General features: G+C 62.6%; 26 protein-coding genes. 11 read left to right on the top strand and 15 right to left on the bottom strand.

Annotation, left to right across the window (positions count from 1 at the left end; genetic code table 11):
- Positions 1-16 precede the first annotated feature (16 nt).
- On the top strand, positions 17-865 hold the full coding sequence (locus SM763_RS05300) for a fumarylacetoacetate hydrolase family protein (protein ID WP_368997884.1): 849 nt from the start codon (positions 17-19) through the stop codon (positions 863-865).
- 284 nt (positions 866-1,149) lie between these two features.
- On the opposite strand, the gene SM763_RS05295 is transcribed toward SM763_RS05300, so the two are convergent.
- From SM763_RS05295 to SM763_RS05250, 10 genes are all read right to left on the bottom strand, one after another.
- Complete coding sequence (locus SM763_RS05295; protein WP_335645308.1) at positions 1,150-1,458, bottom strand: metalloregulator ArsR/SmtB family transcription factor; 309 nt, start codon at positions 1,456-1,458, stop codon at positions 1,150-1,152.
- Positions 1,459-1,563: 105 nt separating this feature from the next.
- On the bottom strand, positions 1,564-2,796 hold the full coding sequence (locus tag SM763_RS05290) for a mandelate racemase/muconate lactonizing enzyme family protein (protein WP_368997883.1): 1,233 nt from the start codon (positions 2,794-2,796) through the stop codon (positions 1,564-1,566).
- Between the two features lie 29 nt (positions 2,797-2,825).
- Entirely contained in the window at positions 2,826-3,920 is a 1,095-nt protein-coding gene (locus SM763_RS05285) for a Zn-dependent alcohol dehydrogenase (RefSeq protein ID WP_368997882.1), read from the bottom strand.
- 106 nt (positions 3,921-4,026) lie between these two features.
- Positions 4,027-5,226, bottom strand: coding sequence for a TCR/Tet family MFS transporter (locus SM763_RS05280; RefSeq protein WP_368997881.1), 1,200 nt, complete (start codon positions 5,224-5,226; stop codon positions 4,027-4,029).
- Positions 5,227-5,331: 105 nt separating this feature from the next.
- Positions 5,332-6,672, bottom strand: coding sequence for a lyase family protein (locus SM763_RS05275; RefSeq protein ID WP_368997880.1), 1,341 nt, complete (start codon positions 6,670-6,672; stop codon positions 5,332-5,334).
- Between the two features lies 1 nt (position 6,673).
- Positions 6,674-7,384 carry an alpha/beta fold hydrolase gene (locus tag SM763_RS05270; RefSeq protein WP_368997879.1) on the bottom strand — a complete coding sequence of 237 codons (711 nt, stop codon included), beginning with the start codon at positions 7,382-7,384 and terminating at the stop codon, positions 6,674-6,676.
- The gene (gene pcaD, locus SM763_RS05265; protein WP_368997878.1) at positions 7,377-8,168 is read right to left on the bottom strand and encodes a 3-oxoadipate enol-lactonase; all 792 of its coding nucleotides are present in this window, start codon (positions 8,166-8,168) and stop codon (positions 7,377-7,379) included. The genes SM763_RS05270 and pcaD overlap by 8 nt, the downstream gene beginning before the upstream one ends.
- Positions 8,169-8,256: 88 nt before the next feature.
- Positions 8,257-9,231, bottom strand: a complete 975-nt coding sequence (locus SM763_RS05260; RefSeq protein ID WP_368997877.1) for a threonine ammonia-lyase — start codon at positions 9,229-9,231, stop codon at positions 8,257-8,259.
- Positions 9,231-10,064 carry an alpha/beta fold hydrolase gene (locus SM763_RS05255; protein ID WP_368997876.1) on the bottom strand — a complete coding sequence of 278 codons (834 nt, stop codon included), beginning with the start codon at positions 10,062-10,064 and terminating at the stop codon, positions 9,231-9,233. Before SM763_RS05255 ends, SM763_RS05260 begins: the two co-directional genes overlap by 1 nt.
- Positions 10,065-10,096: 32 nt before the next feature.
- On the bottom strand, positions 10,097-10,783 hold the full coding sequence (locus SM763_RS05250) for a haloacid dehalogenase type II (RefSeq protein WP_368997875.1): 687 nt from the start codon (positions 10,781-10,783) through the stop codon (positions 10,097-10,099).
- Positions 10,784-10,980: 197 nt separating this feature from the next.
- On the opposite strand from SM763_RS05250, the gene SM763_RS05245 reads away from it, so the two are divergent.
- The 3 genes from SM763_RS05245 (at position 10,981) to SM763_RS05235 (ending at position 13,490) form a co-directional block, all read left to right on the top strand.
- Positions 10,981-11,409 carry an FKBP-type peptidyl-prolyl cis-trans isomerase gene (locus SM763_RS05245; protein ID WP_065272312.1) on the top strand — a complete coding sequence of 143 codons (429 nt, stop codon included), beginning with the start codon at positions 10,981-10,983 and terminating at the stop codon, positions 11,407-11,409.
- Between the two features lie 339 nt (positions 11,410-11,748).
- Positions 11,749-12,816 carry an NAD(P)H-dependent flavin oxidoreductase gene (locus tag SM763_RS05240; protein ID WP_368997874.1) on the top strand — a complete coding sequence of 356 codons (1,068 nt, stop codon included), beginning with the start codon at positions 11,749-11,751 and terminating at the stop codon, positions 12,814-12,816.
- A 62-nt stretch (positions 12,817-12,878) separates the two neighbouring features.
- Positions 12,879-13,490: a hypothetical protein gene (locus SM763_RS05235; RefSeq protein ID WP_368997873.1), complete on the top strand. Its 612-nt coding sequence runs from the start codon at positions 12,879-12,881 to the stop codon at positions 13,488-13,490.
- A gap of 92 nt (positions 13,491-13,582) precedes the next feature.
- Here the strand turns inward: SM763_RS05235 and SM763_RS05230 are convergent, their stop codons facing one another.
- Together SM763_RS05230 and fabB are read right to left on the bottom strand one after the other, a co-directional pair.
- Positions 13,583-14,374 carry an enoyl-ACP reductase FabI gene (locus tag SM763_RS05230; RefSeq protein ID WP_368997872.1) on the bottom strand — a complete coding sequence of 264 codons (792 nt, stop codon included), beginning with the start codon at positions 14,372-14,374 and terminating at the stop codon, positions 13,583-13,585.
- A gap of 7 nt (positions 14,375-14,381) precedes the next feature.
- Positions 14,382-15,611 (bottom strand): beta-ketoacyl-ACP synthase I, encoded by a 1,230-nt coding sequence (gene fabB, locus SM763_RS05225; protein WP_368997871.1) that lies wholly within the window; start codon positions 15,609-15,611, stop codon positions 14,382-14,384.
- Between the two features lie 57 nt (positions 15,612-15,668).
- On the opposite strand from fabB, the gene SM763_RS05220 reads away from it, so the two are divergent.
- On the top strand, positions 15,669-16,763 hold the full coding sequence (locus SM763_RS05220) for a hypothetical protein (protein ID WP_368997870.1): 1,095 nt from the start codon (positions 15,669-15,671) through the stop codon (positions 16,761-16,763).
- Between the two features lie 92 nt (positions 16,764-16,855).
- On the opposite strand, the gene fabA is transcribed toward SM763_RS05220, so the two are convergent.
- A complete protein-coding gene (gene fabA / locus SM763_RS05215; RefSeq protein WP_065272318.1) occupies positions 16,856-17,365 on the bottom strand; it encodes a bifunctional 3-hydroxydecanoyl-ACP dehydratase/trans-2-decenoyl-ACP isomerase in 510 nt (169 codons plus the stop codon).
- A 212-nt stretch (positions 17,366-17,577) separates the two neighbouring features.
- Between fabA and irrA the strand changes: the two genes are divergently transcribed.
- On the top strand, positions 17,578-18,006 hold the full coding sequence (gene irrA / locus SM763_RS05210) for an iron response transcriptional regulator IrrA (RefSeq protein WP_274830553.1): 429 nt from the start codon (positions 17,578-17,580) through the stop codon (positions 18,004-18,006).
- Here irrA and SM763_RS05205 read toward each other — a convergent pair.
- A complete protein-coding gene (locus SM763_RS05205) occupies positions 17,997-18,923 on the bottom strand; it encodes a LysR family transcriptional regulator (RefSeq protein WP_368997869.1) in 927 nt (308 codons plus the stop codon). The genes irrA and SM763_RS05205 overlap by 10 nt on opposite strands.
- Before the next feature lie 95 nt (positions 18,924-19,018).
- Between SM763_RS05205 and SM763_RS05200 the strand changes: the two genes are divergently transcribed.
- The gene (locus SM763_RS05200) at positions 19,019-19,816 is read left to right on the top strand and encodes a phytanoyl-CoA dioxygenase family protein (protein WP_368997868.1); all 798 of its coding nucleotides are present in this window, start codon (positions 19,019-19,021) and stop codon (positions 19,814-19,816) included.
- A 47-nt stretch (positions 19,817-19,863) separates the two neighbouring features.
- Here the strand turns inward: SM763_RS05200 and SM763_RS05195 are convergent, their stop codons facing one another.
- Positions 19,864-20,730, bottom strand: a complete 867-nt coding sequence (locus tag SM763_RS05195) for a glycosyltransferase family protein (protein ID WP_490363266.1) — start codon at positions 20,728-20,730, stop codon at positions 19,864-19,866.
- Between the two features lie 131 nt (positions 20,731-20,861).
- Between SM763_RS05195 and miaB the strand changes: the two genes are divergently transcribed.
- The 4 genes from miaB to SM763_RS05175 all read left to right on the top strand — a co-directional run bounded on the left by miaB (position 20,862) and on the right by SM763_RS05175 (position 24,560).
- The gene (miaB, locus tag SM763_RS05190) at positions 20,862-22,187 is read left to right on the top strand and encodes a tRNA (N6-isopentenyl adenosine(37)-C2)-methylthiotransferase MiaB (protein ID WP_065273685.1); all 1,326 of its coding nucleotides are present in this window, start codon (positions 20,862-20,864) and stop codon (positions 22,185-22,187) included.
- A 265-nt stretch (positions 22,188-22,452) separates the two neighbouring features.
- Entirely contained in the window at positions 22,453-23,037 is a 585-nt protein-coding gene (locus SM763_RS05185; protein ID WP_370571264.1) for an OmpA family protein, read from the top strand.
- Between the two features lie 13 nt (positions 23,038-23,050).
- Positions 23,051-23,356 carry a hypothetical protein gene (locus SM763_RS05180; protein ID WP_065272323.1) on the top strand — a complete coding sequence of 102 codons (306 nt, stop codon included), beginning with the start codon at positions 23,051-23,053 and terminating at the stop codon, positions 23,354-23,356.
- A 190-nt stretch (positions 23,357-23,546) separates the two neighbouring features.
- Positions 23,547-24,560: a PhoH family protein gene (locus tag SM763_RS05175; protein ID WP_368997866.1), complete on the top strand. Its 1,014-nt coding sequence runs from the start codon at positions 23,547-23,549 to the stop codon at positions 24,558-24,560.
- Positions 24,561-24,564 lie beyond the last annotated feature (4 nt).

Here is a 24,564-nt window from a genome sequence, read left to right as displayed (position 1 = left end):
AGACGGGAAGAATAGAATGAAACTGCTGCGATATCGCGTGGGAGACACTGTGCGTCCGGGGATGCTGGCGGCCGATGGAACGGTCCGCGATCTGTCGGACCATGTGAAGGATATCACAGGCGCAACGCTGGATGATGCCGCGCTGGCGAAGCTGGCGGCGCTGGATGTGGCGGCCCTGCCTGTGGTCGAAGGCGATGTGGACCTGGCGCCCTGCGTCGGCGGCGTGGGCAAGTTCCTTTGCATCGGTCTCAACTATTCGGACCACGCCGAAGAGGCCGGAATGCCGATCCCCGAACATCCGATCCTATTCATGAAAGCGAACTCGGCCATTGTCGGCCCCAATGACGATGTGGTGCTGCCGCGCGGCTCGGTCGCTGGCGACTGGGAGGTCGAACTGGGCGTGGTGATCGGCAAGACCGCCAAATACGTGAGCGAAGAAGACGCGCTGGATTATGTGGCCGGGTATTGCGTGGTCAACGATGTGTCCGAGCGGGATTTCCAGATCAAGCTGACCGGACAATGGACCAAGGGAAAAAGCTGCGACACCTTTGGTCCGATCGGTCCCTGGCTGGTGAGCCGAGACGAGGTTTCCGATCCGCAGAACCTGTCGCTGTCCTGCGATGTGAACGGTCAGCGCATGCAAAGTGGCACCACCGGCAAGATGATCTTCTCGGTGGCGGAAATCATTGCCCACCTCAGCCAGTTGATGACCCTGCATCCGGGCGATGTGATCGCGACAGGCACCCCGCCGGGCGTCGGCATGGGTATCAAGCCTGATCCGATCTATCTGAAACCGGGCGACGTGATGGAGCTGGAAATCGAAGGTCTGGGCCGTCAACGGCAGACCGTGCGTGCGGACGACTGATCCGGGCGTTCTGAAACACCATCATTGAAAGGCGCGCGGGGCACTCCCGCCTGGTTTCGGCCATTCAGGGAATGCCCTGTGCCAGTTGGGCGCGGCGAAGCCGCGCCACGCCCAAAGCGTGTCTGGGGCTTTGCCGCAGGCAAGGGACCTGACAGGCACGGGAGCACCCGCGTCCTTGTCGAACGGGGGCAGGTGCCGTGGGTCTCAAACCCAGCGGGTTTGATCCAGTGTAGTCTTGGAATGGAGACGTCTGTGGGCCGCTCGGTGCCGGGCGCAGTGGGTGCTTATTCCGGGCCGCAGAACTGGCGGTAGAGCAGTGCGATGATCTCTTCGGTGTTCCGGTCCTTCAGGGAATAGAAGATCGTCTTGCCGTCGCGGCGGGTTTCGACCAGCCCCTCGTCGCGCAGTCGCGCCAGCATCTGGCTGACGGCGGCCTGACGCATATTCAGCAGCGCTTCCAATTCGCCGACGGATTTCTCACCGGTGCCGAGATGGCACAGGATCATCAACCGCCCTTCATGGGCCAGCGTCTTGAGGAAAGACGCGGCATCGGCGGCGCGCTGGGCCATGTCGATCGGGGTATCCGGCGACATCGTATCGGGATGCTGAATGGTCACGTGTCCGGGGTCCTGCGATAAATGATGGACCGTATAATGCCCCATTTTGTCCCTGTTGCACAAGCCATCGATGAAACAGAGTCACTCGGGCAGCGGCGGGGCGCCTCCGGCAAAGGAATTTCCCTTGGCATAGTCGCAGGGCGCCTCTTGCATGTTGAGGTGCAGATCATCACCCGTAAAGGGATTGGCGCGGGCCAGGTCCTCGTCCACCTCGATGCCCAGACCGGGGGCCTCGGGCGGCCGGATGAAGCCTTCTTCGACGCGGATCGCCCCTTTGATCAGGGCGTAGTGGAAAGGGGTTTCGATGGTTTCGGCCATCAGGATATTCGGAATCGAGGCCGCCAGATGAATATTCGCGGCCCATTCCACCGGCCCAGCATAAAGATGCGGCGCCATCTGCGCGTTGAAGGCCTCGGCGATGGCGGCAACCTTCTTCATCTCCCAGATGCCGCCGGCCCGTCCCAGCGCCGGTTGCAGGATCTCGGCAGCGCCCGCACGCAGCACCGCGCCAAACTCGGCCTTGGTGGTCAGCCGCTCGCCGGTGGCAACCGGGATGCGCACCTGCCGGGCGACGCGGGCCATGTCCTCGATATTGTCGGGGGGCGTGGGTTCTTCGAACCACAGCGGCGAATAGGGCTCCAGCGCCTGGCCCAGCCGTACGGCGCCTGCGGTCGAGAACTGGCCATGGGTGCCGAACAGCAGATCCGCACGGTCGCCGACCGCCTCCCGGATCGCCTTGCAAAAGGCGACCGACTGGCTGATGTCGCGCATCGCGGGCATATGGCCGCCGCGCATCGTATAGGGGCCTGCGGGGTCGAATTTCACCGCCGTATAGCCCCTCAGCACCATTTCGGTGGCGCTTTCGGCGGCCATATCGGGCGAGGTCCAGAAGGCGGCGATGTCGTGATGGGGCAGCGGATAAAGATAGGTATAGGCGCGGATGCGATCGTTCATCCGCCCCCCGAGCAGTGCGTGCACCGGGCGGTCCCTGTCCTTGCCCAGAATGTCCCAGCAGGCGATTTCCAAGCCGGAAAAGGCCCCCATGACCGTCAGATCGGGACGCTGGGTAAAACCCGAGGAATAGGCGCGGCGGAACATCAGCTCGATGTTTTCCGGATTCTCGCCCGCCATATGCCGGTCAAAGACATCGCGGATCACATGGGTCATGGCGTCCGGCCCGATCGAGGCGGCATAGCATTCGCCCCAGCCGGTGATCCCGGTGTCGGTGGTCACTTTTACCAGGATCCAGTAGCGCCCGCCCCAACCCGGGGCAGGCGGTGCGGTGACGATGATGTCGAGGTTCTGCAGCTTCATGGGAGGGCTCCTTTGGGCTGCGGCAGCCGTTAGCGGTTGAAGAGGATGACGTTGCGCCGGGCTGAGCCGGTCTTGGTATCGGCGATGGCCTCGTTGATCTGGTCAAGGCGCCAGCGGCCGGAGATCAGCTCGTCCAGTTTGAGCCGCCCCTGATCGTAAAGGTCGATCATCCAGGGGATATCGCGCTGGATCACCACATCGCCCATCTTGGAGCCGACCATGCCTTGACCGATGGCGGCCATTACGACGGGCTCGTATTCCGCCTTTTGGCCGGAATGCGGCATGCCGATCATCACCGCCTTGCCGCCCCTTCCCAGATAGCGCACGGCCTGATCATAGGCGGGGATGGCGCCTACAGTGACCAGCACCGCATCGGCCCCCTTGCCGCCAAGCGCTTTGTAAGCGGCGCGCCAGGGTGAGGCCTGGTTGCCGAGCACCCCGTGGGTGGCGCCGAATTCCTTGGCAACCTCCAGCTTTTCCTCGCTCATGTCGACGGCGACAATGCGGCGGGCGCCTGCGATACGGGCGCCCTGAATGGCGTTGAGGCCAACGCCGCCAGCGCCGATTACCACCACGTCCTGCCCAGGGCGCAGACCGGCGGCATTGACCGCGGCACCAACGCCGGTGATCACCCCGCAGGAAATCAGCGAGGCGACATCCTTGGCCATGGTGTCGGGGATCTTCACGATCTGGCGCTGATCGACCACCACCTTTTCGGCGAAGGCACCGCAAGCCATGGCTTGTTCCAGCGGGCCGCCTTCGGCGGTGGTGAGGGGGCCGTTTTTGACCCCGTCATAGGGCGTTTCGCAGATCGTCGGCTTGCCTCCTGCGCAGCTGGGGCAGGTGCCGCAGGCGCGAATCAGGGTGACGACAACGCTGTCTCCCTCTTCAAATCCGTTGACGCCGCCGCCAACCGCGGTGATCGTTCCGGCCGCCTCGTGGCCATAGACGGCAGGCAGGTGACCGCCCCAGGCGCCTTCGGCATAGGAAATATCACTGTGGCAGATGGCCACCGCATCCAGCGTCACCTCGACCTCGCCCATGCGCGGGGAGGCCAGCTGAATCTCCTCGATGACAAGCGGACTGCCGAAGGCGTGGCAGACGGCGGCTTTGATGGTTTGCATGGTGCGTTCTCCCCGTTGGCCCGTGTTTTTTAGACCGTGCATTTTCCGCACGGTGACCCGGACGGTTGATTGTCGCAAGAGGAGAGTTGCAGGGGAGATTGCGCGTTTACGTGGGGGAACGGCTGGCGCGCAAGAACAGCAGACACCCACCCAACATCAGCACCAGCGCTAGCAGGAACGGCGCCCCCGGCAGGTAGATGGCGGTCTCGGCGCGGGTGAAATGGGCAAAGGTTAGCGTCATCATCATCGGAGAGATGATCATCGACAGGGCGTGTACGGCGGTCATCACCCCCTGTAGCCCCCCCTGTTGGTTGTCGTCCACCGCGCGTGACATGATCCCCTGCAATGCGGGCTGCACCACCGCGCCAAGGGCCGAGACCGGGATCAGCGCAAGCGCCAGCGACCCGCTGGTGATGAAGGCGAGAATGCCAAAGGCGACAAAGTCGAAGATCTGCCCCCAAAGCACGGTGCGTCGCTCGCCGAACCAGCGCACGCAGTGGCGCAAAAGCCAGCCCTGCACCAGCGCCATCGAGACGCCGTAGATGGCCAGTGACACGCCGATAACCTTGGTGTCCCAGCCAAACCGTTCGGCGGTGAAATAGGACCAGATCGACGGGTAAACGTAGATCGCCACGGAATAGAGGAAATAGACCCACAGAAGGTTGGCAATACCAGGAACGCGGGCCATGGCGCGAAAGGCGCCAAAGGGGTTGGCGCGGCGCCAGTCAAAGGCGCGGCGGGTCTTGTCGGTGACCGTTTCCCGCATCACGAACCAGCCAAGGGCAAAGTTCAGCGCTGACAGGGCGGCGGCGGCATAAAAGGGTGCCCGGGTGCCCATCTCGCCAAGCAGACCACCAATCAGCGGACCCAGCACGAAACCAGCGCCAAAGCCCGCGCCCAAGAGGCCAAAATTCGCAGCCTTTTCATGCGGTTTCGAGATATCGGCGATATAGGCGCCTGCGGTGGAGTGGGTGGCGGCGGTGATACCGCCGATAAGACGTCCGGCCAGCAGCAGCCACAGCGACCCGGCCAATGCCATCACCAGATAATCCAGCGCCATCACGAATAGCGACACCAGCAGTACCGGACGGCGGCCAATGGCATCTGACAAGGAGCCCAGCACCGGGCTGAACAGGAATTGCATCACGGCAAAGACGGTGCTGAGAACGCCGCCCCAGATGGCCGCATCCGCCAGTGATCCGCCCTGCACCTCGACAATCAGGCTGGGCATGATCGGCATGATCAGACCGATGCCCATGGCGTCGATCATCACGGTAAGCAGAACAAAAACCAGCGGCAGGCGCATCAGAAGGGCACCGCCCCGCGTCTGTTGTGCCTGCGTTTCATGAACGCGGGCACAGCCTCTGCCAAACCGTCTTTCCCGCGTCCCATCGTTATGTCTCTTTTTTGCTTAACCCTGGCCGCAGATTTCGGCGGCTTTTTCGGCAAAACGCAAGGCTTCCGCCGGGGCATGTCCCAGTTGCCGGGCTGGATCAAACAGCGCCTCAGTATCCAGATCGGCAAAGGTGCGCGCTGCAAGGGTGCTGAGTGGCGTTGCGGTCTCGTTGGCCTCCAGGCAGAGCTTTTTCACGGCGGCCTGCGCCTCCGGTCGGGGCATACTGGCGGCGAGGTTGAAGCTCAGCGCCTCGGCGTGGATCATGTCCAGGCCGCTGGCGAGCGCCGCCCCCATGGCATCGGCGTTGGGGGTGATCCCGGCGCTCAGATCTTTGGCCATGGCGGCGGCGCTGGCGGCGCCTAGCACGATCTGTGGCAGGCACATCCATTCGGTGAACCAGGCGGCACCGTCGCGCTGATGCTGCTGCATGGCGGCGCCGTGCAGGACCGAGAGAAGCCCCGATCCCTGCCGCGCCAGCGCCACCAGCGCCGAGGGCGCAACCGGGTTCTGTTTCTGCGGCATGGTCGATGAGGCGCCTGCTCCGCCAAGGCGGATTTCCTGAATGCCGGTCTGCACCAACGCGATGCAATCCTCACCCATCTTGCCAAGCGCCAGATTGACCCGCACCAGCCAGTCAGTGAGGCGCAGCACCGGGGTTCGGTCGCTGTGCCAGCTGCGTCCGGGATCGCCCAGAGACAGGCCTTCGGCCAGGTCAGTGCGGATCTGCGGCGCCTCGGGCCCCAGCGCCCCGGCGGTTCCGGCAGCACCAGAGAGTGAGACCAGCAGGCAAGACTGGCGCAAGGTGGGCAGCTCTTCAAGAAGCGCGATCAGTGGCGCGCCCCAGGCGGAGACCACGGCGCCGAAACTGGTCGGGGTGGCGTGCTGGCCATAGGTGCGGGCGGGCATTGGCAGTTCGGCATGGTCCTTGGCCAGCCGGGCCAGCGCCGTCAGCGCCGCTTTCAGATCGGTTTCAACCGCTGCCAGAACTTGCCGCAGCCGCAGCATCAGGCCGGTGTCCATGATATCCTGCGAGGTGGCGCCCCAATGCACGTATTGCGCATGCTCCGGCGCGTTCATCTCGCTGCGCAGGGCGGCGACCAGCGCGGGCACCGGCACGCCGTTCTGTCCGGTGGCCTTGCGCAGCGCACCGGGATCCAAAGCGACTTCCATCACCGCCCGCTGGATGGCGGCGGCGCTGTCGGCAGGGATCACGCCCGCCGCGCCCTGCGCCTTGGCCAGCGCACCCTCGACCAGCAGCATGGCGCGGATTTCGGCGCTGTCGCTGAACAGGCGCGCAGCATCGCCCGCCGGGAAAAGATCGCCATAAAGCTGGCTGTCAAAGACCGATCCGGCCATGTCAGAGATCCTTTTCGATCTGGGTGAGCAGATCCGCCAGCGCATCCGGCGCGGCGAAGAAGGGGGAATGAGAGGTCTGCATCACATGCACGCGGCCCTTGGGCCAGTCCTTGACCATATCGGCCTGATATTCCGGCGGAATGGTCTGGTCATTTGCACAGCGGATATAGGCCTTGGGCGTACCGTCCCAGTTGGCGCCCAGGGTCAGCGGCGTGTCCTGCGGGCGGATCGCTTGCGGGCAGAGACGCTCCAGCGCATAATCCACCGCCTCTTGCGGGCAGTCGTGGTAGAACAGGCGCGGCACCTCGGCCGGGTCTACTGTGTAGCTGTTGCTAGCTTCGTCTTTGATCGCCGCATGGGCCAGCGTCTGGCGCGGGCCGCGCTTGCGCATGTCGATCATGGAAAGGCCCGAGACTGGCACATAGGCGCAGAGATAGATCAGCCCGCGCAGGCGGCTGGGGTCCTTTTCTGCGGCGGCCGAGATCGGAAAACCCGCCCAGGAATGGCCCAGCACGATGGTGTCCGGCCCGGCGGCCATCAGGATCGCCTCAGCGGTTTCCTCCAGCGTGACACTGGTCAGGTCGCGCCTGTCGTTGTGGCCGGGAAGGTCGATGGCGCGGGCGGTATGGCCGCGCGCCTCCAGCGCCGGGATCAGGTCGCGCCAGCACCAGGCGCCGTGGCAGGATCCGTGGATCAGCAGAAAGTCAGCCAATGTGTCCGATCTCCTTGAGGAAGGTGGTCAGCCGTTCGGTGTATTCATCGGGCTTTTCGACGCAAGGGATGTGGCCCGCGCGACGGATCAGGTGGAACTGCGATCCGGGGATCAGATCGACGGTTTCGCGCACCAGATCGGGCGGGGTAGAGCCATCCTCGGCCCCGGCAAAGCCAAGGCAGGGCAGGCGCAATCCGCTGGTGGGGGTGTAGAAATCGGTGCCCGCGATGGCGGCGCAGCAACCTGCGTAACCGGCGCGCGATTGCTGCACCAGCATGTTGCGCCAGAGGGTGAGTTCGGGTGTGGCGCGGAAATCCTTGCCGAACCAGCGTTCCATGACGTTGTCCGCCAGCGCCTCGATGCCCTGTTCCTCGACCGCCTTGATCCGTTCCTGCCACATCTCGGCGGTGCCGATCTTGGCGGCGGTGTTCGACAGCACCAGCGCGCGCACCTGATCGAGGCGTTTCACGGCCAGCCCCTGTGCGATCATGCCGCCAATGGAGAGGCCGACAAAGACGCAGTCGCGGACATCGAGATGATCCAAGAGCCGCTCGGCATCGCGTACCAGCGCGCCCATGGAATAGGGGGCGGGCGGAACCGTGGACAGACCATGCCCGCGCTTGTCATAGCGGATCACCTTCAGACCCGCAGGCAGGCGTTCGACCACCGCGTCCCAGACTCTGAGGTCGGTGCCCAGAGAGTTGGCAAAAACGATGGGCGCGCCGTCCGGATCGCCGTCGACACGGTAGTGCAGCTGGACATCGCCCAGATCCGCTATTTGCATGATATCTCTCCCCGTCACGTTTGCGGCGCACCATATCCGCGAAGGCACGGGAAGGTAAAGCAAAGGTCGGGGAGGGACGGGTGCCGCCTTAGGCGTGCTGCTCCAGTGCGCGCATGAACATCGCGGGATCCACATTGCCGCCGGTGGCCACGGCGATCACCGCATCGCCTTGGATCTCATCCTCGTGGAACAGTGCCGCGGCGAGGGCAGCAGCGCCGCCCGGCTCGACAACGATCTTCAGCCGCAAGAATGCCAGCGCCATGGCGTGCAGGGCTTCGTCCTCGGTGATGACAATGCCGGGGCCGCAAAGGCGCGACAGGATGGGAAAGGTGATTTCCCCCGGCGCAGGCGTCAGGATGGCATCGCAGATGGAGCCGGAGGTGGCGGGATTGCTTTCGACCTGCCCGCTTGAGAGCGACCGGGCCACATCGTCAAAGCCTTCCGGCTCGGCGGGGCGCACCCGCAGACCGGGCGCACGCGCCTCAAGCGCCAGCGCCACGCCGCCGGTCAGACCGCCGCCACCGCAGCAGACCAGCACATCGCCCGAGGTAACCCCTTCGGCAGCGGCCTGCTCTGCGATCTCCAGACCAACGGTGCCCTGGCCCGCGATCACCTGCGGATCGTCATAGGGTTTCACCAGCGTCAGGCCGCGGGTTTCCTCGTAATGGGCGCCGATCTCTTCGCGGCTTTCGCCTCCACGGTCATAAAGCACCACCTCGGCGCCAAGGGCGCGGGTGTTGTCGATCTTCAGCTGCGGCGCGTCAGAGGGCATGATGATCACGGCAGGGACGCCATGGGCCTGCGCGGCGGCTGCGACACCCTGCGCATGATTGCCACTGGAATAGGCCAGCACGCCACGTTTGCGGGTGTCCTCGTCCATTGCCGAGAGCGCTGCCCAGCCGCCCCGGAATTTGAACGATCCAGTGTGTTGCAGGCATTCGGGTTTGACCAGCAGGCGACGGCCCGCAACCTCGTCGAGGAAGGGCGAGGATAGCAGCGGTGTCTTGCGGGCGTGGCCATCAAGCCGCTGGGCAGCGGCTTCGATCATGGAAATGGAAGTCATCAAATCTGGTCCAATACGGAATGAATAAGGGTGAGGGCAGCCGGTTCGTCCAGAAACGGGACATGGCCGCGATTGTCCAGCTCTACCGCCTGCAGGGCAGGCAGGCGGCGCTGCATTTCAAGATAGGTCTCATGGCTCAGCACATCGGAATTGGCGCCCCGGATCACGCCGCAGGGCAGCCCTTCAAGCGCCATGAACAGCGGCCAAAGATCGGGGGGCGGGCCAGCCTTGGCCTGCTCCAGCAGCGCATCGCGCAGGCGTGGATCGTAGCGCAGGGCAAGGCCCTCGGGCGTTTCGTCGTAGAAGACCTCCACCTCTTCACGCCAGCGGGCGGGCGGCACGTCGGGGAAGGCGGGTGCCATCAAAGCCGCCAGAGTTTGCGCAGCCTTATCATAGGTTTTTGCAGCGGGGCGGCGACCGACGTATTCCATGATGCGGGCAATGCCATCTTGAGGGATTTCCGGTCCCACATCGTTCAGCACCACGGCGCTAAGGCGGTCCTTTGCGGTGGCGGCCAGCACCATGGCCACCATTCCCCCACGCGAGGTGCCGAGGATCGCCGCCTGTTCCAGGCCCAGGTGATCCATCAGTTCGGTCACATCCTGCGCCTCGCGCATGACGTTGTAATTGGCAATCTCAGGATCGAGGTCTGACTGCCCGCGCCCGCGCGCATCCAGCGTGATCATCCGGTAGCGTGCGCCATGCGGTGCAAAATACCGAAAGTCCTGCCCATCGCGGGTAAGGCCCGGCAGGCAGATCAGCGGCAGGGCCTGACCCTGCGCGCTGTCGGTGTAGTGGAGCGACAGCCCATCCGAAGTGGTGAAATTTGGCATCGGTGCGATGTGCTCCTTTGGGATTGAGGGGATCAGCCCTTGGCGATGTCCGGGATCGTGGTGAGATCATTCAGCACGTGCTGCGGCGTCCAGGGCAGGCGGTCCATCGGCTCTCCGGCGCGGTTGACCCAGACGGTTTCGAAGCCGTAACCGCTGGCCGCCGCCGCGTCCCAGCCGTTGGAAGAGACGAAGAGCACCTCGGACGATGCGCAGTCAAAGCGTTTGCCGACCAGATCGTAGACGCTGGAATGCGGCTTGAAGACGCCGACGCTTTCGACCGACAGGAGATCGTCCAGAACCGTGCCCACTCCGGCGGATTGCACGCATCCTTCAAGCATCCCGGGCGAGCCGTTGGACAGGATGGCCGTGTTGAAACCGGCCTCTTTCAGCGAGGTGAGCATGGCGGGCACCTCGGGGTAGGCTTGAAGTTCCCAGTAGAGCGCCAGCAGACGCTCGCGCAGGGCGTCATCTCCGGCCAGACCGGCGGCCTCCAGCGACCAGTCCAGCCCGTTCTGGGTGACCTCCCAGAAATCGGTATGGGCGCCTGTCACCGCACGCAGCCAGGTATATTGGATCTGCTTCTGGCGCCAGTTGGCGGCGAGGGTTGCCCATGTGCCCTGAAGCTGCGGGAAGTCCGGCTCGGCCGCGGCCTGCCGGGCGGCGGCGGCAACATCGAACAGGGTGCCATAGGCGTCGAATACACAGGTGGTGATGGGCATGAGATCCTCCGTTGCCGCGACTTTGTCATAGGAGGCAGCTTGGAACAAAGCGGGAAGTTGTACCTGTCACAATTGCGCGAGGGTGCCCGGATGGCGGTCAAATATTGTCTCTGCTGCGGTCCGGGCCGTGGGTTTACATCACAAACAGGTCCTGTAGGGTCCGGCCCTTTAGATTCTGAACACGAACTGGAGGTCACATGACCGAGGTAAAGAATGGCGACACCGTGCGCATCCACTACACGGGCCGACTGACGGATGGAACCGTCTTTGACAGCTCCGAAGGGCGTGATCCGCTGGAGTTCACCGTTGGCGCCGGTCACGTGATCGGCGGCATGGATGCCGGTCTGCCGGGCATGGTCGCGGGCGACAAGAAGACGCTCGAGATCGCCTGTGATGACGCATACGGTCCGTCCAACCCTGACGCACGTCAGGCGATCCCGCGCGAAGGTATTCCGGATGACATTCCGCTGGAGCCGGGCACGCAGCTGCAGATGCAGACCCCGGAAGGCCAGGTTCTGCCGGTAACCGTGGTCGAAGCGGACGAAGCGACGGTGACGCTGGATGCCAACCATCCGCTGGCGGGCAAGGATCTGATTTTCGATATCGAGCTGGTGTCGATCAACTGATCTGCGAATTATTCTGCAAGGCGGGGTTCTCCCGCCCGAAAAGGCCGGATCCCAGATCCGGCCTTTTCCGTTGGGTCCGTTCCGTCGGAGTGGCGCCGCTGCGCGGCGCGAAGGACGGCTGAGAGGCGCCAAAGGAAGGGCTTTGCCCCTCCTTTGGCGCCAGAGCCAGTTTGTGTGCGGCCAGAGCCGCCTCAAGGGCAGGCCGCACCTAGGGTGCGGCGGCTGCGCCGCCCTTGACCTGGCTCCGGCCAAAGGGGATGGGCGTTTCGCTTTCTCTACTTGCATGGGCATGAAACTGCGGCTTTGCTGGCCGAGGGGCAAAACAGGGAGACATATGGCATGGCTGCAACGGAGCTTATCCGGGCACTGGACCTTGAGGTGCCGATCTTTCAGGCGCCGATGGCGGGGGTCAGCTCTCCTGCCATGGCGGCGGCGGTCAGCAATGCAGGCGGGCTTGGCGCGCTGGGCATCGGGGCATCGGGCGTGGCGCAGGCGCAGGAGATGATCCAGCAGACGCGGGCGCTGACCGCGCGGCCCTTTAACGTCAATGTTTTCTGCCACAAGCCCGCAGTGCCCGACCCGGCGCGGGAGGCAGCCTGGCTGGATCTGCTCGCACCTGTCTTTGCTCGGTTCGATGCGGCGCCGCCCGCGGCCTTGAGCGAAATCTACACCAGCTTTGTGGTGGATCGGGATATGCAGAAGATGCTGCTGGCAGAGCGCCCGGCGGTGATCAGCTTTCATTTCGGCCTGCCTGCGCCGGATGTGATGCTGGCGCTGAAGGAGGCGGGTATCTTTTTGATGGCGAGCGCCACATCGTTGGCGGAGGCGCGTGCGATCCGTGACGCCGGGGTGCAGGCGGTGGTGGCGCAGGGCTGGGAGGCGGGCGGCCATCGCGGCATCTTCGACCCCGCGGCCCCGGATGAAAGGTTGAGTTCCCTTGATCTGATGCGGCTGCTGGTGGCGGAGCTTGATCTGCCCGTAGTGACCGCAGGCGGGTTGATGACGGGGGGCGATATTGCAGGGGCGCTGGGGCTGGGCGCCTCGGCGGCGCAGCTGGGCACCGCCTTCATCGATTGTAGCGAAAGCCTGGCAGATGGTGCGTACCGCGCCCGGCTGCATTCGAAAGCGGCAGAGGCCACGCAGATGACAGCAGCGATTTCAGGCCGCCCGGCCCGTTGCCTCGCCAACGATTTCACCGCATGGGCGGCAGAGCACGCAGGCGCGGCTGTTCCAGACTACCCGATCGCCTATGATGCGGGAAAGGCGCTGAATGCGGCGGCCAAATCGGCCGGGGCTTCCGGGTTTGGTGCGCAATGGGCGGGCCAGGGCGCGCCGCATGCCCGCAGCGGTCCGGCAGCAGAGATCATGGCTGCGCTGATTGCCGAATGGCGCGCGGCCATGGCCTAGACCAGCGGGCGAAACAGAGCGCGATCCGCGCGCCGGTGTAACGAGCAGATGGAGGGTATGAGATGAGCACGCGAATGGAGGATCTGCTGGCCCGGATGCGGGAGCTGCAGGACGAGCTGGAAGATGAAATCGCCGACAAGCGCGCGGCGTTCCAGTACAAGCTGGAGAACGGCCGTATCGTCTGGGAGGAAGAGGCCCGCCGCCGTCACCGGGCGCTGCGGGTGCGCTGGCTGCGCTTCCTGGCCTACACACGGCCGATGGTCCTGATCACCGCGCCTTTTATCTATGCGCTGATCGTGCCCTTCGTGCTGCTGGACCTCTTCGTGCTTGTCTATCAGGCCGCCTGTTTCCCGGTTTACGGTATCCCAAAGGTGCCGAGGCGCGATTTTATCCGGATGGACCGGCACCATCTGGCCTATCTCAACGGGGTGCAGAAACTGAATTGCATCTACTGCGGGTATTGCAACGGGGTGATCGCCTGGGTGCGTGAAGTTGCCAGCCGCACCGAAGCCTATTGGTGCCCGATCAAACATGCGGCGCGGGTGGCGGGCGCGCATGCGCGCTATGCCGAGTTCTCTGAGTTCGGAGATGGCGAGGGGTTCGAGGCAGGATTGGTGCGCTCCCGCCGTAAGGTTCAAGAGAAGGATGGGCCGGACGAGGCTGACGGAGGGTGAGCCGTTTGGGATCGCGCCTGCCATAAAAGAAAAACGGGCGCCCGGTGAGGGCGCCCGTTTTTCCATTTTGAAGGATGCAGCTTGCGGAAAGCTTAGAGGTTTTCCTGCTGCGGCATACCAAGGATATGAAACCCGCCATCGACACGGATGACCTCACCCGTTGTATAGGCGCCCGCATCCGAGGCCAGATAGACGGCGCTGCCGCCCACAGCTTCAAGCGTTGCGTTTGACCGCAAGGGCGCGTTCTGTTCGGTGTGCTTGTAGGTCTTGCGCGCCCCGCCAATAGCGGCGCCGGCGAGGGTCTTCATCGGGCCGGGCGAGATCGCGTTGACGCGGATGCCATCGGGGCCAAGGTCATTGGCCAGATAGCGGGTGGCGCTTTCCAGTGCGGCCTTGGCAACGCCCATCACGTTGTAGTTCGGGGTCACCCGGTTGGAGCCGCCATAGGTCAGCGTCAGCAAGGTGCCACCGTTCTCCTCCATCATCGGATAGGCGCGGCGCGCCACCTCGATGAAGGAATAGGCGGAGATATCCATGGAGTTCTTGAAGTTCGCGCGGCTGGTGTTGATGAACCGGCCGGTCAGCTCTGTCTTGTCCGAATAGGCAATCGCGTGCACCACAAAATCGATCGTCGGCCAGCGCGCTGCGAGCTGTTCGAATGCGGTGTCGAGCGAGGCATCGTCGGTCACATCCACATCAACCATGAAATCGCTGCCGACAGAGGCCGCGAGCGGTTCCAGCCGCTTGCCAAAGGCTTCACCCTGATAGGTGAAGGCCAGCTCGGCTCCGGCCTCGTGCATCGCCTTGGCGATGCCCCAGGCGATGGAACGTTCGTTGGCCACGCCCATGATCAGGCCCCGTTTGCCGGTCAAAACTCCAGACATGACGCGCTTATCCCTTGTACTTGCTCAGAACCATGGAGCCGTTAGTGCCCCCAAACCCAAAACTGTTGGTCATCACGCTGTCCAGACCGGCGTTCTCCACATAGGAGGTGGCGATTTCGCCCTCTTCGATGCCTTCGGACAGGGTTTCGACGTTGATCGACGGGGTGATGAAATCGTTTTCCAGCATCAGAAGGCAGAAGATCGCCTCCATCGCGCCAGCAGCGCCCTGTGCGTGGCCGGTCATCGACTTGGTCGAGGAAATCGGCGGGACTTGGCCTGCGCCAAAGACGCGGCGGGCGGCTTCGACTTCGCCGAGGTCGCCGACGGGGGTCGAGGTGCCATGGGCGTTGATATAGGAGACCTTGCGGCCCTCGGGCAGGGTGGACAGAGCCAGACGCATGGCGCGCTCGCCGCCTTCACCGCTGGGGGCAACCATGTCGTGCCCGTCCGAGGTTGCGGCAAAACCGGTGACCTCGGCGTAGATCTTGGCGCCGCGGGCGAGCGCGTGATCCAGATCTTCCAGCACCACGATGCCGCCGCCGCCGGTGATCACGAAACCATCGCGGTTCTGGTCAAAGGCGCGCGAGGCCTTTTCGGGCGTGTCGTTGTATTTCGAGGACATCGCGCCCATCGCGTCGAACAGGCAGGACAGGGTCCAGTCCAGTTCTTCGGCGCCGCCTGCGAACATCACGTCCTGCTTGCCCATCATGATCTGCTCGGCGGCGCTGCCGATGCAGTGCAGCGAGGTGGAGCAGGCCGAGGTGATGGAATAGTTGATGCCCTTGATCTTGAACGCGGTCGACAGGTTCGCGGAGATCGTGGACGACATGCATTTCGGCACCGCAAACGGCCCGATCCGCTTGGTCGCGCCGGTTTTCAGAACGGTCTGATGCGCGGCCAGCAGGGACGAGGTCGACGGTCCGCCGGACCCTGCAATGAGACCGGTGCGGTCGTTGACGATCTGATCTTCGGAAAGGCCGGAATCAGCGATCGCCTGGCTCATGGCGATATGGGCATAGGCGGCCCCCGGCCCCATGAAGCGCAGGGTGCGCTTGTCCACATGTTCGGCAGGATCGATTTTCAGCGTGCCGGCCACCTGGCTGCGAAAGCCGTGTTCGGCCATTTCGGGGCTGGCTACGATACCGGATTTCCCGGCCTTGAGCGATGCAAGAACCTCTTCGGCACTGTTGCCGATCGAGGAGACGATGCCAAGACCGGTGACGACGACGCGACGCATAGGTGCACTCCCTTAATAGCTTTTGCCTTACTAGGCCGTGCAGGGCATGGGTGCAAGATGGGTTGGGTGTGGGGGGATCCCCTGTTCGCAGAAGGCGCCGGTGTATTACGTGCTTTCTCCTGTTCGCTGGATTGGGGTACGTTGATCCTGTGGATCACTAAGGTTCAAAAGGCGGTTGGGGAATTGAAGGAATTTCAAAAAGGTTTTTTTGCGCTGGGATTGATTGCTGGACTTGGGTCCGCGGTATTGTTTTTTGTTTATTATGTTGGTGCCGAATACTGCCCGTTGTTGCCCTGCAAAGAAGTACCTCTAGCGGTGGACGGTTTGGCAGTGGAGAATCTCGACCTTCTGGGGCTTAAAGTGCAGGAGGATATCGCACGGTCTTCGAGAGCTATGGTTTGGGCTGCACTCGGATCAATTGTGATCGGGGTGATCGGTGCTGTGGTCTTGGTCTCCACGCTTGTCGCTAGCCGCAAAGCAGTTGAGGCATCGATTGAGAGCAATCGCATCGCTCTGGACGCCAATGAACGCTCGCTTCGCGCATACGTGAACGTATCAAAGACTGAAGCGATTTATGAGGATGGAAGATTGCGCCTGAGCATTACGGTCTCAAACTCCGGCGCAACCCCCGCGAAAGATATGGTGTTTGCAAGTTGTTTAGGCGTTGCGCTGTTTCCAAAAGATCATTCGCCTTCGTTTTCCCCCTCGTTGGCTTCACCATTCAGGCCGGAAGGTGGCTCAAAGACAACGCTTTCCAAGGGGGAAAGCTTTGTGGTGAACGAAGAAACTGACCCCTTTAGGATGGCAGATACTTTCTTGCAGGTGGTCAGCAACAATAGAAAAATCGAGCAAGCTTCGGGTGAAATTCACGAGGCCGCTAGGTTGTTTCGAAGTGTGTTGAAGGATGCACCAGATCTATCCGATCATTTTCCAGATATGGAGCAGCGTTTCGATCTTCTTAAGCAATATCCCGATGCACTTTCGGCTGCGAACAATAACAGCTTTGGTTTTACCTATGTGATGTTTATCACCTACCGAGATGTGTTCAGAGTCAGGCGTAGAACCTTGTACAAGGGGTTCATCACCTTTGAGCAGCTGAAAAACCAAAAGGCCATGCTAGACGTTTGTCCCAAACACAACAGAATGACCTGAGAGGCATTTTTTTGGCGTCCAACAAAAAAGAGGCCCCGCGGGGCCTCCTGATCTTCTAACCTGATTGTGACTGAGGTCAGCCGTCGCGGGCCTCAGCCCTCGCTCAGAACAACCCGCATGTCCTTGACCTGGTAGATCTCTTCGCCATCGGCCTCCACCGTGCCGTCGGCAACGCCCATGGTCAGGCGGCGGGTCTGCATCGCCTTTTTGAAATCCACCTTGTAGGTCAGCATCTTACGGTCGGGGCGGACCATGCCGGTCAGCTTCACCTCGCCAACGCCCACGGCCATGCCGCGGCCCTTCCAGCCGCGCCAGCCGAGGTTAAAGCCGGTGAGCTGCCACAGCCCGTCCAGACCCAGGCAGCCGGGCATGATCGGGTTGCCGGGGAAGTGGCATTCGAAGAACCACAGGTCCGGGGTGATGTCGAATTCCGCAAGAATGTGGCCCTTGCCGTGGCTGCCGCCGTCGGCGCTCACTTCGGTGATGCGGTCCATCATCAGCATCGGCGGCGCGGGCAGCTGGGCATTGCCCGGGCCGAACAGCTCGCCTCGGGCGCATTTCAGCAAATCTTCTTTGTCAAAGCTGCTCGGGTAGTCGGCCATGCTGGCGGTGCTCCTGCTGAGGTGTCTGTTTTCAATCTGGCCTCCTGTAGCATCGGCCCTGCGGGTCCTGCAAGGGTTCTGCATCTGTCCCGTCCATGTGCTGCGGGGGCTTTATACGGGGCGCGGTGCAAGACGCCGCAGGGGAATCCATTTGAAAATCCCCCCCCGTTGCCCCTATATATACGGTCAGCAACGCGAGGCAGGATCTGCACATGACGCCAAACAGCGAAGATCTGGCAACCAACTGGCTGGGACAGGCCGGTCTGCGCCCGACCCGGCAACGGGTGGCGCTGGCTGAACTGCTGGTCGGGGATGGCAAGCATCGCCATGTCACCGCCGAAAGCCTGTTCGAAGCCGCCAAGGACAAGGGCGCGGCCGTGTCGCTGGCCACCGTCTACAACACGTTGCGCGCTTTTTGCGAGGCGGGCGTGCTGCAGGAGATCACGGTGGACGGGTCGAAAAGCTATTTTGACACCAACACCCATGACCACCCGCATTACTACTGGGAGCAGGAAGGCCGCGTCAGCGATGCGCCCTCAGATCAGCTGGTGATCCAGCGCCTGCCCGAGGCGCCCGAAGGCATGGAAATCGCATCGGTCGATGTAGTGGTCCGGCTGCGCAAGAAGGCCGATCACGGCTGATCTTCTGATTCTCTTTCCGTAGCGTCCTTTTTGAAAGCCTGCGTCAGCGCAGCCATCGCCCGCGCGGTGAGCGAGTGCGGCGCCGGGTCCGCGTGGCAGGTCAACACGACCGGCTCCACCGCCTGCGGCGCGGCCAGCGGGCGGGCGATCAGTGGCAGTCCTTCATAGCTGTGATCCGATTGCGGCAGGCTGTAGGCCAGCCCGATGCCTTCGCCGCTGGCGGCCAGGCTGCGCAAAAGTTCCAGAGAGGCGGCGCGATGGGCGATGGCAGGCACCAGCCCTGCGCCGCGAAACAGCCGCATCATATGGGCAATCGACAAGCCCTCGCGCGACAGGATCAGCGGCTGGCTCGCGAGGTCGTCAAGGCTGACCTCGGCCCGGGCGGCCAGTGCATGATCCGGCGGCATCAGCGCCTGCGGCGTGACGCGGTAAAGCTCCTGCCGGGTAAAGCTGGAATCAAGCCCCAGATCCCAGGTCAGTGCCAGATCGCAGGCGCCGGACAGCTGCGCTGCAATGAGATCCTCGAAATCGCTCTCCAACAGGTCCAGCTCCACCCCCGGCAGGGTCTGGCGCAACATCCGCAGGGCACGCGGCAGCAGAAAGGGCGCAAGATCACGGAAACATCCCAGTACCAGCCGTCCCTGCGGTGCAGCACCGGTGCCCGCGTGTTCCAGCCGCGCGGCCTCCGACAACAGCGCCTCGGCCGCGGTGACAAACTCGCGCCCCTGTGGCGTCAGCGCCAGCGCCGCGCCTTTTCTGCGCAGGAACAATACCCGGCCCAGATGTGCCTCGATCCGGGCCAGCGCGGCGGACAGGGCGGGCTGGCTGACATGCAGCGCCGACGCCGCACCCGACAGGCTGCCATGGCGGGCGATGGCGGTGACATATTCATAGTGGCGCAGAGTGAGGTATAACATGTTCGGAAGGGTATATTAGAAAGATATGATTTGAAATTATGTTCTGGCCAGATCAACTTTGCCAGCATCAAGGCGTCCAATGAGGGAGACGAAAGATGGTGCATCCGCTGATCACCGAAGAGCAGGTCGAAGCCTACCAGCGCGACGGGGTGGTGATGATCAAGGGCTTGTTCAAGGATCAGGTCGATCTGCTGCGCAGGGGGGTAGAGGCCAATATGGCAGAGCCCGGACCCTATGCGTCCAACAACGAAAAGAAGGGCCAGACCGGGCGTTTCTTTGATGACTACTGCAACTGGACGCGGATTTCGGAATTTGACGAAGCGATCAAGGCCTCGCCAGTGGCCGAGGTTGCCGCCGATCTGATGCGCTCTGACCGGGTGCAGATGTTCCACGATCACGTGCTGGTCAAGGAACCGGGCACCTCGATGGCGACGCCCTGGCACCAGGATGGCCCCTATTACTTTGTCGAGGGGCAGCAGACGATCAGCTTCTGGTCGCCGCTGGATCCGGTGCGGGAGGCGTCGCTGCGCTGCGTCGCCGGATCGCATGCCTGGGAAAAGGAAGTGCTGCCGACCCGCTGGGTCTCGGAAGAGGGGTTCTTTGCCGACGAAGGCCAGTACATGGCTGTGCCCGATCCCGACGCCGAAGGCATGCGGGTCATGGAGTGGGAAATGGAGCCGGGCGACGCCGTGGCCTTCAACTATCGCACCCTGCATGGCGCCCGCGGCAATACCGCAGATCAGCGCCGCCGTGCCTTTTCGCTGCGGCTGGTGGGCGACGATGCACGTTATGTCGAACGCCCCGGCCCGACCTCACCGCCGTTTCCGGGCCATGACATGCAGCCGGGCCAGCGCCTGCGCGAGGATTGGTTCCCGGTGCTGTTGCAGCGGTAAGCGGTCGCTATGAAGGCGGGGCAGGGGGCGCGCCGGGGAAACCGGCCTCAGAACCACTGCCCCGGCTCCATCAACCCCAGATCCAGTAACTGGCGCGAGTGCCATTCGAACGGGGTGGAATTGTGCCAGCGGAAGCTGTGGATATCGAACGAAGAGCCAGGGTTGCGTTTCAGCGCCTTGGCGGTGCGGAAGGAGCAGATGGCTGCCGTCAGGTTGTGATGCCAGGGGCAGGAATAGGTGTTGTATTCGTCGATATTGAAGGTGTGGTTCGGCTGTAGCTCCAGATCGGGTCTGGCCCGGAACAGAGAGATCCGGTCGATCTTGCGGCTGGCCTGCGGGATGTGTTCCTCGTGGCGCCAGCGCACACCGCCGAAAAAGTCGAGCTGCCGCTCCTCGGGGCTGCTTTTGGCGCCGATATAGCGGGACTGAGCGTAGTATCCCGATTTATCCAGATAGGCATTGGCCAGCGACACGGCGTTGGGGTGAGCCTCAAGATCGCCTGCGTAAAGGTCGATCACATAGGTCAGCATCGCCGCGCGCTTTTCCTCGGTGTGGAAGGTCAGCATTTCGGCCACCGTCCGCGTTTCGCAAAACGGGAAGAACAGGTATTCCGCGTTGTAGCAGTAGTAGAGCCAGCATCCAGGGCTTGCGGCGTTGATCACCTTGTTGATGGCGGCAAAGACGGTTTCGGGCACGCTGCAGTCAAACGGCACCCGGTGCACCCGGTTTTTCACATCCCCCGGCAGGTCAAAGGCATCGGGGATCAGGGCGATCACCTCGGCAAAGCCGCTTTGCAGGTGGTGGCGCAGGGTGGTGCCGATTTCCACGTCATCTTCGAAAAAGATCAGCGCGACGGGCCCCTTGATCAGCAGCGCCGACTGCTGCTCAAGAAAATCGTCGAGGGAAGAATACATCACGGCGGTCTGCTCCTGCCTTTCTGGCATTTGCTCCCAAAATCGGGTAAGTGCGCCTGCATTGCAAGCGGCGTCATTTCCCAGTATGGCAGGCCGCTGATCCCTATGTCCGGCTGGAAGGCAACGAACCCATGAGCGCCCCCAAGAAGCTGTTTATCAAGACGTACGGCTGTCAGATGAATGTCTATGACAGCGAACGCATGGCCGAGGCGCTGGGCGGGCAGGGCTATGTCGAGACGAAATCGGCGGATGATGCCGACATGATCCTGCTGAACACCTGCCACATCCGGGAAAAGGCCGCCGAAAAGGTCTATTCCGAGCTGGGCCGGTTCAAGGGTCTGAAGGCAGAGAAGCCGGATCTGAAGATCGGCGTTGCGGGCTGCGTTGCGCAGGCCGAGGGCGAAGAGATCATGCGCCGCCAGCCGCTGGTCGATCTGGTGGTCGGCCCGCAAAGCTATCACCGCCTGCCGGAAATGGAGAGCAAGGCGCGCGCGGGGGAGAAGGTGCTCGACACCGATTTCCCCGAAGAGGACAAATTCGAAAAGCTCAAGAACCGCCCCAAGGCCAAGCGTGGCCCGACGGCCTTCCTGACGGTGCAGGAGGGCTGCGACAAGTTCTGCGCCTTCTGTGTGGTGCCCTATACCCGTGGTGCCGAAGTCTCCCGCCCCGTATCCCGCATCATCGGTGAGGCACAGGAACTGGTGGAGCGCGGCGTGCGCGAAATCACCCTGCTGGGTCAGAACGTCAACGCCTACCACGGCGAGGGGCCGAATGGCGCCGACTGGACCCTGGCGCAGCTGATCTGGGAGCTGGACAAGATCGACGGGCTGGAGCGCATCCGCTTTACCACCTCGCACCCCAACGACATGATGGACGACCTGATCGAGGCGCATGGCACCTGCAAAAAGCTGATGCCTTATCTGCACTTGCCCGTGCAGGCCGGATCGGACCGGATCCTGAAACGGATGAACCGCAGCCATACCGCCGAAAGCTATATCCGCCTGATCGAACGCATTCGCGCCGCGCGGCCGGATATCCTGATCTCGGGCGATTTCATCGTCGGCTTCCCGGAAGAGACCGAAGAGGACTTCCAGGCCACGCTCGACCTGATCGAGGAAGTGAAATACGGCACTGCCTATTCCTTCAAATACTCGACCCGTCCGGGCACCCCGGCGGCCGAGCGCGCGCAGGTAGAGGCCGCAGTGGCGGATGAACGCCTGCAGCGGCTGCAGGCCCTGCTGACCCGCCAGCAGCGCGAGGTGCAGGACAGCATGGTCGGGCGCGAAGTTGGCGTGTTGTTCGAAAAGGCGGGCCGTCTGCCCGGGCAGATGGTGGGCAAATCCGACTATCTGCACGCGGTGCATGTGGCCGATTGCGACCGCGCCATCGGCGATCTGGCGCGGGTGCGCATCGTGTCCTCGGGGGCAAATTCGCTGGCCGGTGAACTGATCGGCTGACCATTTCCTCGGGCCTTTGCAGCCTTTGATCACCTCGCTCCTTTGGCGCGGGGTGAGTCTTTATTGCATCCATTTTGTGGACAGTTTTAAGAAATTTGTTTGAGTGTTGGGGAAATCCGCATAGTTTTGGGAAAAAATAGGCTCCGCCAAGGGGCAATAGGCTGAAAAGTTGTGTAGTTTATTGTTTATACATGGATTGATGCTGTTACCGTGAGGCTTAACGCTCGTGGTGGCATGCTCCCGGGCGGACTTAGGTGAAGGATATCTGGTTGTGCTGAATTTCAAGTTGAGAAAAGCAGGCGCTTTGCTGGCCGCTGCCACGGTCGCATTCAGTCTGGCAGGGGCGTCTGTTCAGGCGCAGGATACGCAGACACGCACTGTTGTCGGGGAACGCTATGTACCGACCATCTGGGTTGATCCGGATGGCTGCGAACATTGGGTAATGGACGATGGCGCCGAAGGTTACATGACACCGCATGTCACACCGGACGGCAAACCTGTGTGTCGTCCCGGTCTGCTGTGCGGTATGATGCCGACGGATCAGTTCTTTGCCACGGACAAGCATTTCATCAACGCGGCAGGCCGCAAGCGCCTGACGGAATTCTTTCAGAAGACAAAACCGAGCACACGGTATTTCGTGATTGCGGGTCACACCGACAGCCGCGCCTCGGATGAATACAATATCGGCCTGTCTCAACGCCGGGCCAATGCGGTGGCTCAGGTCGCACGATCTGCCGGTGCGCGGGTTGGTGATATCCGCGCCTACGGCGAACGTGATCCGCGCGTTCCCAATACCAGCGCGGCCAATATGGCGCAGAACCGTCGCGTCGAAATCTATTGTGTGCGCTAAGGGGGATTACAGCATGACCATTCTCAAAGGGGCCGCTGCTCTGTGCCTTGCGCTTTCGGTTGCTGCGTGTACCGATGTCACCGACAAGACTCGCGACCAGAACATTTTTGACGGCAAAAGTGGCGATCTTTCGCAGCTGACTGCCGGTATCTGGGTCGATCCGCAGGGCTGCGAACACTGGATCATCGATGACGGTGTCGAAGGCTATGCCGACCTGCGCCGTACGCCGGATGGCAAACCGGTCTGTAACAGCGAATTGCCGCGTAATGTGGCGACTGGCCCGTTCAAGTCCGGTTCCACCTATGGCGACCCGCTGTAAGCGCATCAAACGATTTTAAGAACAACGCAGCCGCCCGTCTCTGGGCGGCTGTTTTCTTTTGCCGTTCTGACCCCGTCCGTATTGTGTCAGCCCATTTTTGTTTCAACCGTGTGAATTTTGCCGGGCTGCGCTTGCACCGGGCGCGCGGCAGAGGCACATTGAAGGAAACCGCAAGCCAGAGGAATAGAGATTGGTCACCAGCGCCCCGCCGTCGTCGTCCCACCCCCATCCCGACACCGCACATGAAGTGCTGCTGGAATTTCCTGACAATCGCCTGCTGATCGACCTCTGTGGGGAATACGACCGCAATATCGCCGATATCGAACAGAAGCTGGGCGTGCAGATCCTGCGCCGCGGCAATCTTCTGTCGGTGATGGGCGAGGAAGCAAGCCGCGAACAGGCCGCTGCGGTTCTGACCGCGCTCTATGATCGGCTGGAAACAGGCCGCAGCGTCGAAAGTGCCGATGTGGACCGCGAATTGCGCATGGGGCCGTCGGATCAGACCGATCCGGGCGGCCAGTTGGAAATGTTCAGTGGCGGCAAGGTCGAGATCAAGACCCGCAAGAAGCTGGTGGAGCCGCGCACCGACGCGCAGAAGGCCTATGTGCAAGCCCTATATGAACACGAGCTGGCATTCGGCATCGGCCCGGCCGGCACCGGCAAGACCTATCTGGCTGTCGCGGCCGGGGTCAGCATGTTCATCACTGGACAGGTGGACAAGATTATTCTCTGCCGTCCTGCTGTTGAGGCGGGCGAACGGCTCGGCTTCTTGCCTGGCACCCAGGAGGAAAAGGTCGATCCCTATATGCAGCCGCTTTATGACGCGCTGAATGACTTCCTGCCCGGCAAGCAACTGGCCAAGCTGAAGGAAGAGAAGACGATCGAGATCGCGCCGCTGGCCTTTATGCGGGGGCGCACGCTTTCGAATGCCTTTGTGGTGCTGGACGAGGCGCAGAACGCCACGACCATGCAGATGAAGATGTTCCTGACCCGCCTTGGCGAAGGTTCGCGCATGGTGATCACCGGCGACCGCAGCCAGGTGGACCTGCCGCGCGGCGTGCCCTCGGGTCTGGCGGATGCGGAGCGGTTGCTGAGCAGCATTCCCAAGATCAGCTTCAACTATTTCAGCGCCCGCGATGTGGTGCGTCACCCACTGGTGGCGGCGATCATCGAAGCCTATGACGCGGATGTTCCGGCAATCTGATCCC

Origin of the sequence: Pseudophaeobacter sp. C1-32P7 (assembly GCF_041008775.1) — a bacterium.
GTDB classification, from domain to species: Bacteria; Pseudomonadota; Alphaproteobacteria; order Rhodobacterales; family Rhodobacteraceae; genus Phycobacter; species Phycobacter gallaeciensis_A.
The sequence above is the reverse complement of the archived record's forward strand: the minus strand, read 5'-3'. Positions and strand labels throughout refer to the sequence as shown.